The sequence below is a fragment of the Pseudomonas sp. PA-1-6B genome (assembly GCF_021609545.1).
Classification (GTDB): Bacteria; Pseudomonadota; Gammaproteobacteria; order Pseudomonadales; family Pseudomonadaceae; genus Aquipseudomonas; species Aquipseudomonas fluorescens_BV.
This window is the reverse complement of record NZ_WJZM01000073.1, coordinates 12,175-26,920: the sequence shown is the minus strand read 5'-3', so window position 1 is coordinate 26,920 and position 14,746 is coordinate 12,175. Positions and strand designations below refer to the sequence as shown.

18 protein-coding genes are annotated in these 14,746 nt (G+C 60.1%); 6 read left to right on the top strand and 12 right to left on the bottom strand.

Annotated features, from left to right (window positions below; translation table 11 throughout):
* Positions 1-143: 143 nt before the first annotated feature.
* From GIV35_RS24610 to GIV35_RS24595, 4 genes are all read right to left on the bottom strand, one after another.
* Positions 144-962 (bottom strand): M48 family metallopeptidase, encoded by an 819-nt coding sequence (locus tag GIV35_RS24610; protein ID WP_014716953.1) that lies wholly within the window; start codon positions 960-962, stop codon positions 144-146.
* Positions 963-1,082: 120 nt separating this feature from the next.
* Positions 1,083-1,703, bottom strand: a complete 621-nt coding sequence (locus GIV35_RS24605; RefSeq protein WP_034126325.1) for an SOS response-associated peptidase — start codon at positions 1,701-1,703, stop codon at positions 1,083-1,085.
* Positions 1,704-1,740: 37 nt separating this feature from the next.
* A complete protein-coding gene (locus GIV35_RS24600) occupies positions 1,741-2,001 on the bottom strand; it encodes a putative signal transducing protein (protein ID WP_105225794.1) in 261 nt (86 codons plus the stop codon).
* An 11-nt stretch (positions 2,002-2,012) separates the two neighbouring features.
* Positions 2,013-2,195 (bottom strand): CPXCG motif-containing cysteine-rich protein, encoded by a 183-nt coding sequence (locus GIV35_RS24595; protein WP_200647598.1) that lies wholly within the window; start codon positions 2,193-2,195, stop codon positions 2,013-2,015.
* A 132-nt stretch (positions 2,196-2,327) separates the two neighbouring features.
* On the opposite strand from GIV35_RS24595, the gene GIV35_RS24590 reads away from it, so the two are divergent.
* The gene (locus tag GIV35_RS24590; protein ID WP_169918829.1) at positions 2,328-3,491 is read left to right on the top strand and encodes a 1-acyl-sn-glycerol-3-phosphate acyltransferase; all 1,164 of its coding nucleotides are present in this window, start codon (positions 2,328-2,330) and stop codon (positions 3,489-3,491) included.
* Positions 3,492-3,656: 165 nt separating this feature from the next.
* Here GIV35_RS24590 and GIV35_RS24585 read toward each other — a convergent pair whose 3' ends face one another.
* Positions 3,657-3,914: a hypothetical protein gene (locus GIV35_RS24585; protein ID WP_034126322.1), complete on the bottom strand. Its 258-nt coding sequence runs from the start codon at positions 3,912-3,914 to the stop codon at positions 3,657-3,659.
* Positions 3,915-4,096: 182 nt separating this feature from the next.
* Here GIV35_RS24585 and GIV35_RS24580 point away from each other — a divergent pair, with 182 nt between their 5' ends.
* Positions 4,097-4,306 carry a hypothetical protein gene (locus GIV35_RS24580; protein WP_105225792.1) on the top strand — a complete coding sequence of 70 codons (210 nt, stop codon included), beginning with the start codon at positions 4,097-4,099 and terminating at the stop codon, positions 4,304-4,306.
* A gap of 60 nt (positions 4,307-4,366) precedes the next feature.
* Here GIV35_RS24580 and GIV35_RS24575 read toward each other — a convergent pair whose 3' ends face one another.
* Complete coding sequence (locus tag GIV35_RS24575) at positions 4,367-4,951, bottom strand: YajG family lipoprotein (protein ID WP_034126321.1); 585 nt, start codon at positions 4,949-4,951, stop codon at positions 4,367-4,369.
* A 183-nt stretch (positions 4,952-5,134) separates the two neighbouring features.
* On the opposite strand from GIV35_RS24575, the gene GIV35_RS24570 reads away from it, so the two are divergent.
* Together GIV35_RS24570 and mqo are read left to right on the top strand one after the other, a co-directional pair.
* The gene (locus tag GIV35_RS24570; RefSeq protein ID WP_105225791.1) at positions 5,135-5,368 is read left to right on the top strand and encodes a hypothetical protein; all 234 of its coding nucleotides are present in this window, start codon (positions 5,135-5,137) and stop codon (positions 5,366-5,368) included.
* Positions 5,369-6,095: 727 nt separating this feature from the next.
* Positions 6,096-7,634: a malate dehydrogenase (quinone) gene (mqo, locus tag GIV35_RS24565; protein WP_034126319.1), complete on the top strand. Its 1,539-nt coding sequence runs from the start codon at positions 6,096-6,098 to the stop codon at positions 7,632-7,634.
* A 99-nt stretch (positions 7,635-7,733) separates the two neighbouring features.
* On the opposite strand, the gene GIV35_RS24560 is transcribed toward mqo, so the two are convergent.
* From GIV35_RS24560 to GIV35_RS24550, 3 genes are all read right to left on the bottom strand, one after another.
* Positions 7,734-8,021, bottom strand: coding sequence for a PA4642 family protein (locus tag GIV35_RS24560; protein ID WP_236265389.1), 288 nt, complete (start codon positions 8,019-8,021; stop codon positions 7,734-7,736).
* A 190-nt stretch (positions 8,022-8,211) separates the two neighbouring features.
* Complete coding sequence (locus GIV35_RS24555) at positions 8,212-8,679, bottom strand: WbuC family cupin fold metalloprotein (RefSeq protein ID WP_202691126.1); 468 nt, start codon at positions 8,677-8,679, stop codon at positions 8,212-8,214.
* A gap of 3 nt (positions 8,680-8,682) precedes the next feature.
* Positions 8,683-9,240, bottom strand: a complete 558-nt coding sequence (locus GIV35_RS24550; protein ID WP_005784869.1) for a hypoxanthine-guanine phosphoribosyltransferase — start codon at positions 9,238-9,240, stop codon at positions 8,683-8,685.
* A 164-nt stretch (positions 9,241-9,404) separates the two neighbouring features.
* Between GIV35_RS24550 and upp the strand changes: the two genes are divergently transcribed.
* Both upp and GIV35_RS24540 read left to right on the top strand, forming a co-directional pair.
* Positions 9,405-10,043, top strand: coding sequence for a uracil phosphoribosyltransferase (gene upp / locus GIV35_RS24545; RefSeq protein ID WP_003188608.1), 639 nt, complete (start codon positions 9,405-9,407; stop codon positions 10,041-10,043).
* A gap of 2 nt (positions 10,044-10,045) precedes the next feature.
* Positions 10,046-11,320: a uracil-xanthine permease family protein gene (locus GIV35_RS24540; RefSeq protein WP_057701581.1), complete on the top strand. Its 1,275-nt coding sequence runs from the start codon at positions 10,046-10,048 to the stop codon at positions 11,318-11,320.
* A 123-nt stretch (positions 11,321-11,443) separates the two neighbouring features.
* Here GIV35_RS24540 and hisC read toward each other — a convergent pair whose 3' ends face one another.
* The 3 genes from hisC to hisG form a co-directional block, all read right to left on the bottom strand.
* On the bottom strand, positions 11,444-12,496 hold the full coding sequence (gene hisC / locus GIV35_RS24535; protein ID WP_105225789.1) for a histidinol-phosphate transaminase: 1,053 nt from the start codon (positions 12,494-12,496) through the stop codon (positions 11,444-11,446).
* Positions 12,497-12,499: 3 nt separating this feature from the next.
* The gene (gene hisD, locus GIV35_RS24530) at positions 12,500-13,816 is read right to left on the bottom strand and encodes a histidinol dehydrogenase (RefSeq protein WP_054919317.1); all 1,317 of its coding nucleotides are present in this window, start codon (positions 13,814-13,816) and stop codon (positions 12,500-12,502) included.
* A gap of 128 nt (positions 13,817-13,944) precedes the next feature.
* Positions 13,945-14,580 (bottom strand): ATP phosphoribosyltransferase, encoded by a 636-nt coding sequence (gene hisG, locus GIV35_RS24525; RefSeq protein ID WP_003188599.1) that lies wholly within the window; start codon positions 14,578-14,580, stop codon positions 13,945-13,947.
* Positions 14,581-14,746 lie beyond the last annotated feature (166 nt).

Here is a 14,746-nt window from a genome sequence, read left to right as displayed (position 1 = left end):
AATGTTGGCCAGAAGCTGTTTGGAGCTTCCTCGGATAGGCCTGATACATAGATGCAACCGGGTACCAATGTTTGAAAAACGGGTTGAAAGTGGGGGCGAGTCCATACATAGGAGCGAGCTTGCTCGCTCCTACACGGCGTCGATCAGGACTTCTTGGCCTGCTGGTAGAGCGGCATCACCTTCGGAATCGCCGCCTGCAAGGACGCGATGCGGCTGTCCGAAGCCGGGTGCGTGCTCATGAATTCCGGCGGTGCGCCTTCCGAAGCCTTGGCCATCTTGTTCCACAACGTGATGGCCGCGTTCGGGTTGTAGCCAGCGCGGGCGGCCAGCTCCAGGCCGATCAGGTCGGCTTCGTTTTCGTTGCTGCGGCTGTTGGGCAAGGTCATGCCGTAGTTGGCGACGGTATCGGCCAGTGCCAGGCTGTCCTGGCCGAGACCGAATATTGCCCCGGCGCCCTGCTTGGCCATCTGGATACCGTAGGCCTTGGACATGGCTTCGCGGCCGTGTTCACGCAGGGCGTGGGCGATTTCATGACCCATCACGGCAGCCAGCTCGTCATCGGTGAGCTTGAGGTTGTCGATCAAGCCGCTGTACACCAGGATCTTGCCGCCAGGCCCGCAGTTGGCGTTCATCTCATCGCTTTTGATCAGGTTCACGTCCCAGTTCCACTGGGCCGCATCCGCGCGGAAAGTCGGAGCCTGGGCGATCAGGCGCTTGGCAATGGCCTGCACGCGCTTGGCGTTGGCGCTGGTCTTGTCCAGCACCCCTTTGCTGCTGGCTTCACCCAGGGTCTGCTGATAAGACTGGGCATACATCTGGTCGACTTCCTGACTCGACAGCATGCTGAACATGTACTGCTTGCGCTCTACCCCAACGGCGCCGCCGCTGGTGGTATTGACCGACTGGCAACCCGCCAGCAGCATTGCTGCAACCAAACCACTTACCACCAATGACTTCTTCATGAACACGCTCCCTGAAAACATGGCGCGTATCGTAGGCGGTCATTTGTATCTGCGCCAGATACCCTGGACGTTTAACCGCTGAATTTAAGATACATCCGAACGCGGCCCGACGGGCAAAGCTCATGCCGGGGTCAGGCACTCCGGCCCATTGAGCTTCGGATCGTTGACCATATTGGCCAGCACCCGCTCGCGCAGCACGGCAGGCTCAGCCGCCAGCAGGCCCTGCAGCACCTGCAGCGGAGTCTCGGGGTCGAGCCAGGCGGCCTGCCCTGCCGCGTCCAGGATCAATGGCCGTCGCTGACTTTGCGCCGCCTGGGTAACCACCGCCGTGCTAAGCCACACTTGCTCCTGCACCGGATACGCTTCCCACACTGCGGCAAAGAACAACGTGGAGCCCTCCCCCGGCGTAAGCCAGTACGGGCGCTTGCGCTGGGTGCCGCGCCACTCATAAAAGCCATTGGCGGGCAGCAGGCAACGGCGCAAGCGGAAGGCTTCACGAAACATCGGTTGTTCGGCCAGGGTTTCTGCGCGGGCATGGGCCGGGGTGCGCGACAGATCTGTCAGCCAGGGCGGTGTGAGGCCCCAACGGGCACGCGCCAGGGTGAGTTGGCCCTCGCTCAGGCGCTGGATCAGCACCGAATCATTCGGGGAGATGTTCCACTGGGCCTGCTGGTCGGCGGGGAAGCCGGGCAAGGCAGCAAAGGCAGGGTTCCAGCGAAACAGGGCATAACGTCCACACATGGGGCAACACGACTCTTGGGGTAAACCGACCGACAGCCTAACAGACCAATACGTCGGGGAAGCTGTCGGGTTCGTCGCCGGGCAAGGGTTGAGCGCCGATATAGGCGGTGATCAGCTCACGGGCGCAGGCGGCCTGGTCGTTGTCGACCTCCAACCCCAGTAAGCCGAATATCGGCAATTCGCCCGTGCCGCCGAGCAAATGGCGCCCCACCAGGTGCGCATCGATGCCTTCACTGGCAAGCATCTGCTGCAGCAACTCGCCCTCCATCAGGTTTTCCGGTTCGTAGATTCGCTGCATGGGCGTACCTGTTATTCATTTTCGCTGCGGGTTTCAAGCATCCACTCTTCACCATGAACTTGCAGGTCGAACTTGATCGGCCGGCAACACACTTGGCAGTCTTCTGTATAGGTCTGGTCACCACCGGACAAATCCACCGTTGTCTCGACCTCTTCGCCACAATAAGGACAATCGTACAGCGCAGTTTCGAGCATCGCAGTCTCCCAGGTGACTTGTGCGTATAATCGCCGGTCTATTTACAGGGCTATTCTTGGCCGGCCCCTTATTCGGACCGCACCCTGACATTTCCTTTTACTTACCCTAGCCGTTTCTAACAAGAGAGCATGATGGGCGAATTCGATACCATCCGACCTTACAACGACAGCGAAGTCCCGGCAGTGCTGGCGCGCCTGTTCAGTGACAAGGCCTTTCTGGACATCCTGACCCACTTCCGCTTCCCGCGCTTTGCCGGCGCCCTGGGCTGGCTGCTCAAGCCAATGATTGCGCGCAAACTGCGCCGCGAGTTCGCTGGCGTCACCACCGTGGCCACGCTGCAAGACAAAGTTGAGTACTACGTTGACCACACCATTGACCGGGCGACCGACGGCGTGACCTATACCGGCGTCGAGCAACTGAAATCCGGCACTGCCTACCTGTTCCTGGCCAACCACCGCGACATCGTGATGGACCCGGCCTTCGTCAACTACGCCGTGTACCACGCCGGCCTGCCGACGCCGCGCATCGCCATCGGCGACAACCTGCTGCAAAAGCCGTTTGTCAGCGACCTGATGCGCCTGAACAAGAGCTTCATCGTGCACCGTTCGATTACCGGGCGAAAGGAGAAGATGGCGGCCTACAACCTGCTGTCGGCCTACATCAACCATTCGATCCGCAACGACTGCCAGTCGATCTGGATTGCCCAGGCTGAAGGCCGGGCCAAGGATGGCGATGACCGTACCGAATCGGCGATCCTCAAGATGTTCCACGTCAGCCGCAAGGACGAGCCATTTGCCGAGGTCATCCAGTCGTTGAACCTGACGCCGGTGTCCATCAGCTACGAGTACGACCCCTGCGATGCCGCCAAGGCCCGCGAACTGTATATCCGCGCCACCACCGGCACCTACACCAAGGCACCGGGCGAGGATGATGTGAGCATCGCTCTGGGCATTACCGGCTATAAAGGCCGGGTGCACGTGAACTTTGCGCCGCCGATCACCGAGCGTTTCGAAGACACCAAGCTGCTGGCCGCGGAAATGGACCGGCAGATACTGGGCGGCTATCGCTTGTTTCCGGTGCACTACCTGGCCTACGCGCAGTGGAGTGATGCCGACCCGCAATTGCAGGTGCCCAAGGCGGCGGACGTGTTCCCGGCCGATGAGCTGGCCAAGGCCAAGGCGGAATGGGAGCGGCGCTTGAACGAGTGCCCGGCGGAGCATCGGCCTTATCTGGTGGTGCAGTATGCGACGCCGGTACGCAACCAATACCGAGTCAAGGCTGGTATCCCCCTGTAATAGTGAGCCCACAGGGGATATGTGGCAGGCGCTGACTCTGCGGGCAGTACATGGCCAGTGTGGGAGCTGGCTTGCCTGCGATAGCGGTGGCTCAGTTAAAAACTCAATGGCTGATACACCACCTTCGCGGGCAAGCCAGCTCCCACATTTGGTTTTGCAGTGGAATTATAAGCGGGTGCTGAGCCAGGAGATGGCCAGGGCCAGGCCAAGGCAGGCGAACCCGACGCGGTACGCCAGACGATGCGCCCGTTCGGTGCGTGTATCCAGAAACAGCATCGGTTGGTCGATAGCGCGCTCTTCGCTGCGCAGGGCCAGGTCAGCTATCGCACGCTGTGCATGCAGACGGGTGATGAACAACACCCAGGCGCCCGAGCAGGCAACCAACAGGGCAACAATATTGATGAGCAGTGCGGGCAGCGCCATCGCAAACCTCGGTAAATCAGTCTTCGGGTATCAGTCCAGATACACACCTGAACGACAGTCGCCTCCTGCGCCTTTAATGCTCCTTCCCCATTGACGGCTAATGTATCCAGTAATTTACGCCGTCACCTGAACGTCACCTTAACAAGCCACTCTGTTGCCCTTCGACGCTTGAGGAGCTTGTCATGTTGCATGCGCAAAACCAGGATCGGCTGTATCTGATCGCCCAGAGTGATGAACAGGAGGCGCTGATCGGCAGCCTCGCGTTCAACGTCCAGGACCGCCATTGGCTGGTGTATTGCGCCCTCGGCGGGCACCAGCATGCCGATCTGCCGGAGCTGGATCTGCTTACCGGTGTGAGCATGTTGGACTTTTATGTCGATACAGCCGCATGACAAAAACCACAGGCACAAAAAAACCGGGCTCAGCGATGAGCCCGGTTTTTTGTGAGCGGCTTATTGCGCGCTGAGCAGTTGACCGATGCTTGGGTCCTTGAACAGGCGGGTCAGGGCATCGCTGAGCACGTCGCTGACCAGCTTGGTGTTGGTTTCCTGGTTGGGCGACATACCGAACCGCTGGTTGAGCGAGGCAGCGTAGCGGCCGCTGTAGCGGCGGGTACCGGCACTGACGTCAGACTTGAAGGTAGCGCCGATGGAAGCCTCGGTCACATACAGGCCGTCTTTGGGCGACTGGTATTTCAGCTCGGCCAGGGTCACGGTCAGTTGCGGCACGCCTGGCGAGTTGGTCGGCGTAAAGCCCAGCAAACGCACAGCGGCTTCAGCCTGGGCCTGCAACTTGGGCAGCACATCCTGGCCGTTCACCGAAATCAGTGCTGTCTCAGGATACAGGCCGCCACGCGAACCCAGGGTTGGCGACGGACGACCGTCAACCACGCGTACCGACACCGGCTGGCCGTGGCCTACCGCCGCCAACTGCGCGGTGACTTTAGGTTGCGGGCTGAGTTGTTGCGGGCTGTTGGCGCAGCCGACAAGGGTCAAACTGGTCACAGTGATCAAACCGAACAACAGGCGTTGCAACATACGCATTTCTCCAAGACTAGGTGCAGACAGGACGCCAGTATAACGGTGCACGCGCACCACTCACCAGCGATCCTGAACGGCGGCTGAAGCCCCTGCGCAAATTACAAATTCGCATAAATTCGTCACCCCAGTGTCATGCCACACTGGCAACCTTCAAGCATGTAACACACCAGGTACACAGCCATGCGCCTTCTCAAGACCCTGTTCATGTCCCACACCCGCCATCGTCACTTTGCCTTGCTTGATGCCCACGGACATTGCCTGGCCTTCAAGCAGTGCAGCCTGCCGCCCGTCGGTGAAGGCTGGGTGGAAGTGACCGAGACTCACCTGGGCTGGATGCACCGCCCACTGCCGGCCAGCGCCCGGGTCAGCCCAAAGGTTTTTCGCCCACGACACCGGCAAGCGTTGGCCTCCTGACCAGGCCCCTAATAAAAGTCATAAAACACGCCCATTTCACTGACGTTCTTCGCTACAATCTCCCCCCGATTATAAGGACGTCTCCTGATCGGGCCTCGCAGCATCGTTAATGCCCAGGCATTAGCCCCAAAATCGCCCACAGAGAGCCGCCCACACAGATCGAGTGAAGCTGGCGTGCTTGCTGTTTCCTTTGCAAACCACCCCGTCTTTTATCGAATCTGCCAGAGCTGCCATTGCGCTCGGCCACTTGAGTTGTTTGCCCGTTTTGCCGCGTGTCGGCAGAGGTTTACGGGCCAGGTGCCAGGCTGGGGCAGCCCTTTTTTGAGGTTCACGTCTTCAAAAGAGCGTGAAAAAACGGGTTTTCACAACTTCACAAGAGTGTGGCGAGCAAATGAATAGTTTGGCGTTTGTACAAGCACCATCAGCGTCTGGGTCAGCCCAATTACACAGGATCGAGCCTTCCTCAAAAACCGGAGCTTGAGCCTGTCCGCTACGGATTGGTTGCACGAATCGCACGCTTTGACCATAAGTCGAATTGCCACAGGCGCCCGTGAATGCGTTCATAGGCAGATTAGCCCGGCAGGAAGCGTGTGCTGAAGTTGCAAAGAATTGCGAATCGGACATGGCGATCCTGGCCATGGGTAACCTGGGGCAACACGTGAACCGCCCCGTCACTCCTGGCAGCCATGCCGTCAATTTGGTGCTGCAGATTTTGGAGACGCGTTAAATGGCGCATAACGAAGCAGTCGACGTAGTACTGGTAGGGGCCGGCATCATGAGTGCCACCCTGGCCGTACTGCTCAAAGAGCTCGACCCCGGCCTCACGCTGGAAGTCGTTGAGCTGATGGATTCGGGTGCCGCGGAGAGTTCCAACCCGTGGAACAACGCCGGTACCGGCCACGCCGGGCTGTGTGAGCTGAACTACACGCCGCAGGCCGCCGATGGCTCCATCGACATCAAGAAAGCCGTGCACATCAACACCCAGTTCGAGGTGTCGAAGCAGTTCTGGGCCTATCTGACCAAAAAGGGCACCTTTGGCTCGTCCAGGTCGTTCATCAGCCCGGTGCCGCACCTGAGCTTCGTGCAGGGCGACAAAGGCGTGTCCTTCCTCAAGAAGCGCTTTGAGACCCTCAGCCAGCACCACGCGTTTTCGGACATGCACTACACCGAAGACCGCAGCGAAATGGCCGAGTGGATGCCGCTGATGATGCCGGGCCGCCCGCTCGATGAAAAAATCGCCGCCACCCGTGTGATGAACGGCACAGACGTCAACTTTGGCGCCCTGACCAATCAGTTGCTCAGCCACCTGACCAGCTCGCCGGACGCCCAGGTCAAGTACTGCAAACGCGTGACCGGCCTCAAGCGCAACGGCGCGGGCTGGACCGTGAGCATCAAGGACGTGAACAGCGGTAACAGCCGCGACGTCGATGCCAAGTTCGTATTCCTCGGCGCTGGCGGTGCGGCGCTGCCATTGCTGCAGGCCTCGGGCATCGAAGAGAGCAAAGGCTTCGGCGGCTTCCCGGTGAGCGGCCAGTGGCTGCGTTGCGACAACCCGGAAGTGGTCAAGCAGCACCAGGCCAAGGTCTACAGCCAGGCTGCCGTGGGCTCGCCGCCGATGTCCGTGCCGCACCTGGACACCCGCGTGGTGGATGGCAAGAAATCCCTGCTGTTCGGGCCATACGCCGGTTTCACCACCAAGTTCCTCAAACACGGCTCGTTCCTTGACCTGCCGATGTCGATTCGCGCCGGCAACATCGGCCCGATGCTGGCCGTGGCCCGCGACAACATGGACCTGACCAAGTACCTGGTCAGCGAAGTGCGCCAGTCCATGGAACAGCGCCTGGAATCCCTGCGTCGCTTCTACCCCGAGGCGAAAGCCGAAGACTGGCGCCTGGAAGTGGCCGGCCAGCGCGTGCAAATCATCAAGAAAGATCCGAAGAAAGGCGGCGTGCTGCAGTTCGGCACCGAACTGGTTGCTGCCAAGGATGGTTCGCTTGCAGCGCTGCTGGGCGCGTCTCCTGGTGCTTCGGTCACCGTCTCGATCATGCTGGAGCTGATCGAGCGCTGCTTCCCGCAGAAAGCCGCCGGTGAATGGGCCACCAAGCTGCACGAGATCTTCCCGGCGCGCGAGAAAGTGCTGGAGACGGACGCCGAGCTGTATCGCAAGATCAACACACAGAACAACATCAGCCTGGAGCTGGTGGAACCTGTAGGAGCGAGCTCGCTCGCGAAAAACGTCAACGATAACGCGGCGCAAGTGGATTAACGCGCCGCTCTCAGGTTCTTCGCGAGCAAGCTCGCTCCTACCGTTAAAAGCAAAACGCCCCGGACTCTGAAGCCGGGGCGTTTTTTTTGGCTCGGATAATCAGCCGCGGGCGTTGTCGATCAGTTCGATGTACTCGGCGGCGTTGCGCTGGTCCTTGATCAGGTCGACAAAGGTCTGCCCATGCTCGTCCTTGCCGTCCAGGTCCAGGCCTGCTTCTTTGAAAAAGCCCAGGAAACGCCCGAAGTCGTCGATACGCAGACCACGGTAAGCCTTGATCAGTTTGTGCAGAGACGGCGAAGTTGCATCAACCGGCTCGAAGTCCAGGAACAACTTGATCTGGTCGTCACCGATTTCGTCGCCAATCACCTGTTTCTTATCTTTACGCATTACCGACTCCAGCCTGCAGACATTTACACGGGGTTTGAAGTCTACCTGCGCGACGCAGTATGTGGGAGGGGCTTGCCCTAATACCTGTAATTGGATGGACTCGCCCAAGCCGAGGCGTCTATGCGCCACGGCTTGGGCGAGTCCATCCAATTACAAACAGACGCCACCTGCCACATTTGGATTTCAGTGTTCAATCGAACTGAGCAAGCATCCAGCGGTGATACTCCGCCATCCCCACCTCGCCTTCACGAGGCGCCCAGCTTGCCAGTTCGCCATCGCCGACAGGACGGTAAGGGCCTGCTTTGCATTCAAACATGATGCTGTCTGGCTCCAGCACCACCAGGCCATGAAAAACGCCCGGCGAAAGGTCTACGCCCTGGCACTCTCCGCCGGCTTGCAACACACGCTTGCTGAGCAGTTCGCCGGTCTCGCTGAAAATCAGGATTCCCAGGCGCCCCTTGAGCACCAGCAAGGTCTCGGCCTTGTCGGCGCTCATATGACGATGAGGCTGCACATAGGTGCTGGGCTGCAAGCCGACCGCCATGCGATGACATGGCTCTTGCATCTCATGGAAGTTGACGTTCTGACGCCCACGGGGGTTGGCGGCCGCTTTCTCGACCAATTCGGCAAACAGAGTCTGATCAAGAAAGCGGGCCATCAATCACATTCCTTTAACGGCAAAGATGCCATTGGCGTTACGCCAGTAGCCTTTGTAGTCCATGCCATAACCAAAAATATAGCGGTCGACGCACGGCAGCCCCACAAAATCGGCTTTCAGTTCAGGACGGGCTTTGCGATCGTGGTCTTTATCGATTAGTACAGCGGTGTGCACTTTGCGCGCACCGGCATGTTTGCAGAAGTCGATGATCGCACCCAGAGTGTGACCCTCATCGAGAATGTCATCGATGATCAGCACATCGCGGTCAATGAACGACACTTCCGGCTTGGCCTTCCAGAACAAGTCGCCGCCGCTGGTTTCGTTGCGATAACGGGTGGCGTGCAGGTAAGAGGCTTCCAACGGGAACTGCAGGTGAGTCAGCAATTTACCGGCGAAGATCAGACCACCGTTCATCACGCAGAAGACCACCGGGTTGGTGTCGGCCATTTCGCGAGTGATGTGCTCGCCGACCTTGGCGATTGCTGCTTCGACCTGCGCTTCGGTGTACAGGCAGTCAGCCTCGTGCATGATTTGACGGATATGCTCGAGATCAGCAGACATGGCGCTCTCCAAGGGGGTGCTGTGGCAAGAAAAGCGGGCGAAGGTACGCTTCTCGTGCGCTCCAATCAAGCCTTTATGGACTAACGTACTTGATGTCTATAGGACAACACCCTCGGATAGATTAATCTAGGCCGGTTTTTTTGCCCGCCGCCGGAGCCTTTCCTATGCCCACTCGCGAGATCCGCCACCCGCTGATCCGACACAAACTCGGCCTTATGCGCCGTGCCGACATTAGCACGAAGAACTTCCGTGAGCTTGCTCAGGAAGTCGGAGCGCTGCTCACTTACGAAGCCACCAAGGATTTGCCCCTGGAAACCTACGAGATCCCCGGTTGGGCCGGTCCCGTACAAGTGGAGAAAATCGCCGGTAAGAAAATTACCGTGGTACCGATCCTGCGCGCCGGTATCGGCATGCTTGAAGGTGTGCTCAGCCTGATTCCGGGCGCCAAGGTCAGCGCCGTGGGCGTGGCCCGCAATGAAGAAACGCTGCAGGCCCACACCTACCTGGAAAAACTCGTCCCGGAAATCAACGAGCGCCTGGCCATGATCATCGACCCGATGCTCGCCACAGGCAGTTCCATGGTCGCCACCATCGACCTGCTGAAAAAAGCCGGTTGCCGGGACATCCGCGCCATGGTGCTGGTGGCCGCGCCCGAAGGCATCGCCGCCGTCGAGAAGGCCCATCCGGATGTACAGATCTACACCGCATCCATTGATGAGCGCCTGAATGAACACGGCTACATCATCCCGGGCCTGGGCGATGCCGGTGACAAGATCTTCGGCACCAAGCAGAAGGACGCGTGAACATGCAGGATGAATTCAACGACCCGCTTTGGCGCCAGATCCTGTCTGGCGCACAAATGCTCTTCGTAGCATTTGGCGCGTTGGTGTTGATGCCGCTGATCACAGGTCTTGATCCAAACGTCGCGCTGTTTACCGCAGGCCTTGGCACGTTGCTATTCCAGGTGGTGACAGGGCGGCAGGTGCCGGTATTTTTGGCATCGAGCTTCGCGTTCATCACCCCGATCATTCTCGCCAAGGGCCAGTTCGGCCTCGCAGCGACCATGGGCGGGGTGATGGCAGCAGGTTTCGTCTATACGTTCCTGGGCCTGGCCGTGAAGGTCAAGGGCACCGGTTTTATCGACCGGCTGCTGCCGCCCGTGGTGATCGGCCCGGTGATTATCTCGATCGGCCTGGCCATGGCGCCGATTGCCGCCAACATGGCCATGGGCAAGTCCGGCGACGGTGCAGAGCTGATCCACTACCAGACGGCGATGCTGATTTCGATGCCAGCGCTGCTCACCACCTTGATCGTGGCCGTGTTCGGCAAGGGCATTTTCCGCCTGGTGCCGATCATTTCCGGGGTGCTGGTGGGTTTTGCCATGTCGTTCTACTTTGGTGTGGTCGACACGGCGAAAATCGCCGCCGCACCCTGGTTCGCCCTGCCCCACTTCACCGCGCCGGAGTTCAACTGGCAGGCCATCCTGTTTATCGTCCCGGTAGCACTGGCCCCGGCGATCGAGCATATCGGTGGTGTGATTGCGGTAGGCAGCGTGACCGGCCGCGATTACCTGAAAAAGCCTGGCCTGCATCGCACGCTGCTGGGTGACGGTATCGCCACCACGGCTGCCGGCATGTTTGGCGGCCCGCCGAATACCACCTACGCCGAAGTGACCGGCGCCGTGATGCTGACCAAAAACTACAACCCGAAAATCATGACCTGGGCGGCAGTGTTTGCCATCAGCCTGGCATTCATCGGCAAGTTCGGCGCGCTGCTGCAGAGCATCCCGGTGCCGGTGATGGGCGGGATTCTGTGCCTGCTGTTCGGCTCGATTGCCGCGGTGGGGATGAACACGCTGATTCGCCACAAGATCGACCTGGGCGAGGCGCGCAACCTGGTGATTGTGTCGGTAACGCTGGTGTTCGGGATTGGCGGTGTGCTGGTCGGTACCGGCACCGGCCCGGATGATTTCGGCCTCAAGGGCATCGCCCTGTGTGCGGTGGTGGCGATTGGTTTGAATTTGCTGCTGCCGGGCAATGATGGCTGGAAGAACAAGAAGCCGGATGAGCCGTTGATCTAAGCCTTCCAGTTTTCTGGTGTAGCTGATGGCCTCATCGCGGGCAAGCCCGGCTCCCACAGGGCAATGCAGTTTCCTGTGGGAGCCGGGCTTGCCCGCGATGAGGCCCTTACAGCCTGTAAAGAATTAGAGCTCGCCGAGCCCGTCGATCAGCGCCTGGTTCTGCTCCGGCGTCCCGATGCTGATGCGCAGGTACTGAGCAATCCGCTCCTGCTTGAAGTGCCGTACGATCACCCCTTGCTCACGCAACTTGGCGGCCAGCCCTGCAGCGTCATGCTGCGGGTGACGCGCAAAGATGAAATTCGCCGCCGACGGCAATACCTCAAACCCCTTGCCCTGCAATTGCGCGACGACCTGGTTGCGGCTGTCGATCACCCACTGGCAGGTCTTCTCGAAGTATTCACGGTCGTCAAACGCGGCCGCCGCGCCAACAATCGCCAACCGATCCAACGGGTAGGAGTTGAAGCTGTTCTTGACCCGCTCCAGCGCTTCGATCAGGTCTGGGTGGCCCACGGCCAGGCCCACACGCAAACCGGCCAGTGAGCGCGATTTGGACAGGGTCTGGGTCACCAGCAGGTTCGGGTAACGGTCTACCAGGCTGATGGCAGTTTCGCCGCCGAAGTCGATATAGGCTTCATCGACCACCACCACCGAATCCGGGCTGGCCTTGAGGATCTGCTCCACCGCGTCCAGCGCCAGTACGCAGCCGGTGGGCGCGTTAGGGTTGGGGAAGATGATCCCGCCGTTGGGCCTGGCATAGTCAGCGGCCCGAATCTGGAACTGTTCGTCCAGTGGCACCGCGTCGAACGTGATGCCGTACAGGCCGCAGTACACCGGGTAGAAGCTGTAGCTGATATCCGGGAACAGCAGCGGCAGATCGTGCTGGAACAGACCATGGAAGATGTGCGCCAAGACTTCGTCGGAACCGTTGCCGAGGAACACCTTGCCGGCATCGATCCCGTAATACTTGGCCACGGCCTGCTTGAGCAGGTCGCTGTTGGGGTCCGGGTACAGGCGCAAGTTGTCATTCAACTCGGCCTGCATTGCCGCCAGCGCCTTGGGCGATGGGCCGTAGGGGTTTTCGTTGGTGTTGAGCTTGACCAGCTTGGTCAGCTTCGGTTGCTCACCGGGTACGTAAGGCACCAGGTCCTTGACGAAAGGGCTCCAGAATTTGCTCATGCCTTACTCTCCCTTGACGATGCGGTATTCAGCGCTGCGTGCGTGCGCGCTGAGGGATTCACCACGGGCCAGCACCGAGGCGGTCTTGCCCAGTTCGGAAGCGCCTTGTGGCGAGCAGAAGATAATCGACGAGCGCTTCTGGAAGTCGTACACCCCCAGCGGCGACGAGAAACGCGCAGTACCAGAGGTTGGCAACACGTGATTGGGGCCGGCGCAATAGTCGCCCAGGGCTTCGCTGGTGTGACGGCCCATGAAGATCGCCCCAGCGTGACGGATCGATGGCAACCAGGCCTGTGGGTCCGCTACGGACAGCTCAAGGTGCTCCGGTGCGATGCGATTGGCCACTTCAATGGCCTGCTCCATGTCACGCACCAGAATCAGCGCACCACGGCCGTTGATCGACTTCTCGATAATCTCGGCACGCTCCATGGTCGGCAGCAACTTATTGATGCTGGCGGCGACCTTGTCGAGGAACTCGGCATCGGGGCTGACCAGGATCGCCTGGGCGTCTTCATCGTGCTCCGCCTGGGAGAACAGGTCCATGGCGATCCAGTCCGGGTCGGTCTGGCCGTCACACACCACGAGGATTTCGGAAGGACCGGCGATCATGTCGATACCGACCTGGCCAAACACATGGCGCTTGGCAGTCGCGACGTAGATATTGCCGGGGCCGACCACTTTGTCGACCTTCGGCACGCTTTCGGTGCCATAAGCCAGCGCTGCGACGGCCTGGGCGCCACCGATGGTGAACACACGGTCCACACCGGCGATGCAGGCGGCAGCCAGCACCAGCTCGTTGATTTCGCCACGCGGGGTCGGCACCACCATGACCACTTCGGTCACACCTGCGACTTTGGCCGGGATCGCATTCATCAACACCGACGATGGATACGACGCCTTACCGCCCGGCACGTACAGACCGGCGCGGTCCAGTGGCGTGACCTTCTGGCCCAGCACAGTGCCGTCGGCCTCGGTGTAGCTCCAGGAGTCCTGCTTCTGCTTTTCGTGATAGCTGCGTACCCGCGCCGCAGCGACTTCGAGGGCTTCGCGCTGCGGTGCGGTGATGCGCGTCAGCGCCAGCTCCAGGCGTTCACGCGGCAGGATCAGGTCAGCCATGGACTGCACGTCCAGGCCGTCGAACTGGCGGGTGAAGTCCACCAGCGCTGCATCACCGCGCTCACGCACGGCCTTGATGATGTCGAGCACCCGCTGGTTGACCGAGTCGTCAGACACGCTTTCCCAGCTCAGCAGATGATCCAGATGATGGGCGAAATCCGGGTCGGCAGCGTTGAGTCGGGCAATTGCAGTGGACGTGGTCATAGCGAGGGCCTCAATAGAATTGGCAAAAACTCAGGCGCCCTAAACTAGCAGTCGTTTCCGCTTGGGCACCTGAGAATTCTGGCTATGAGGCGGATAGACGGGCGTAGCTCTTCAGCTACGCGGGTGAGTCAACCGCGGTGTCGAGACTCCACTGCCTTGCGCAGGGTGTCGATCAACGCCTGGATACGGGCGTGCTGCATCTTCATCGATGCTTTGTTGACGATCAGGCGGGAGCTGATGTCAGCGATAAAATCCTGGGGCTCCAAACCGTTGGCGCGCAGGGTGTTGCCGGTGTCGACCACGTCGATGATCTTGTCGGCCAGGCCGATCAGCGGTGCCAGCTCCATGGAGCCGTAGAGCTTGATGATATCGACCTGGCGGCCTTGTTCGGCGTAATAGCGCTTGGCAACGTTGACGAACTTGGTGGCGACCCGCAAGCGGCCCTTGGGCTCGACATCACCGACGCGGCCGGCGGTCATCAGCTTGCACAGGGCGATGCGCAGGTCCAGGGGCTCGTACAGGCCCTGGCCGCCGTATTCCATCAGCACGTCCTTGCCGGCAACACCCAGGTCGGCGGCGCCATGTTCAACGTAGGTCGGCACGTCGGTAGCCCGCACGATCAGCAGGCGTACGTCGTCCTGGGTCGTGGGGATGATCAGCTTGCGGCTCTTGTCCGGATTCTCGGTCGGCACGATGCCCGCTTCAGCCAGAAGCGGCAACGTGTCGTCAAGGATGCGGCCCTTGGACAGTGCGATGGTCAACATGGGAAATGTCAGTCCTTCATCAGGCTATTGCTGTCCGGTCGCAAACGGCGCCAGACACAGATCGAGGCCATGACAGCCTCGATTTGAAACAAACCAGTCAACAACAAACTGTGGCGAGGGAGCTTGCTCCCGCTGGGACGCGAAGCGGCCCTCGAAGAGCGGGACT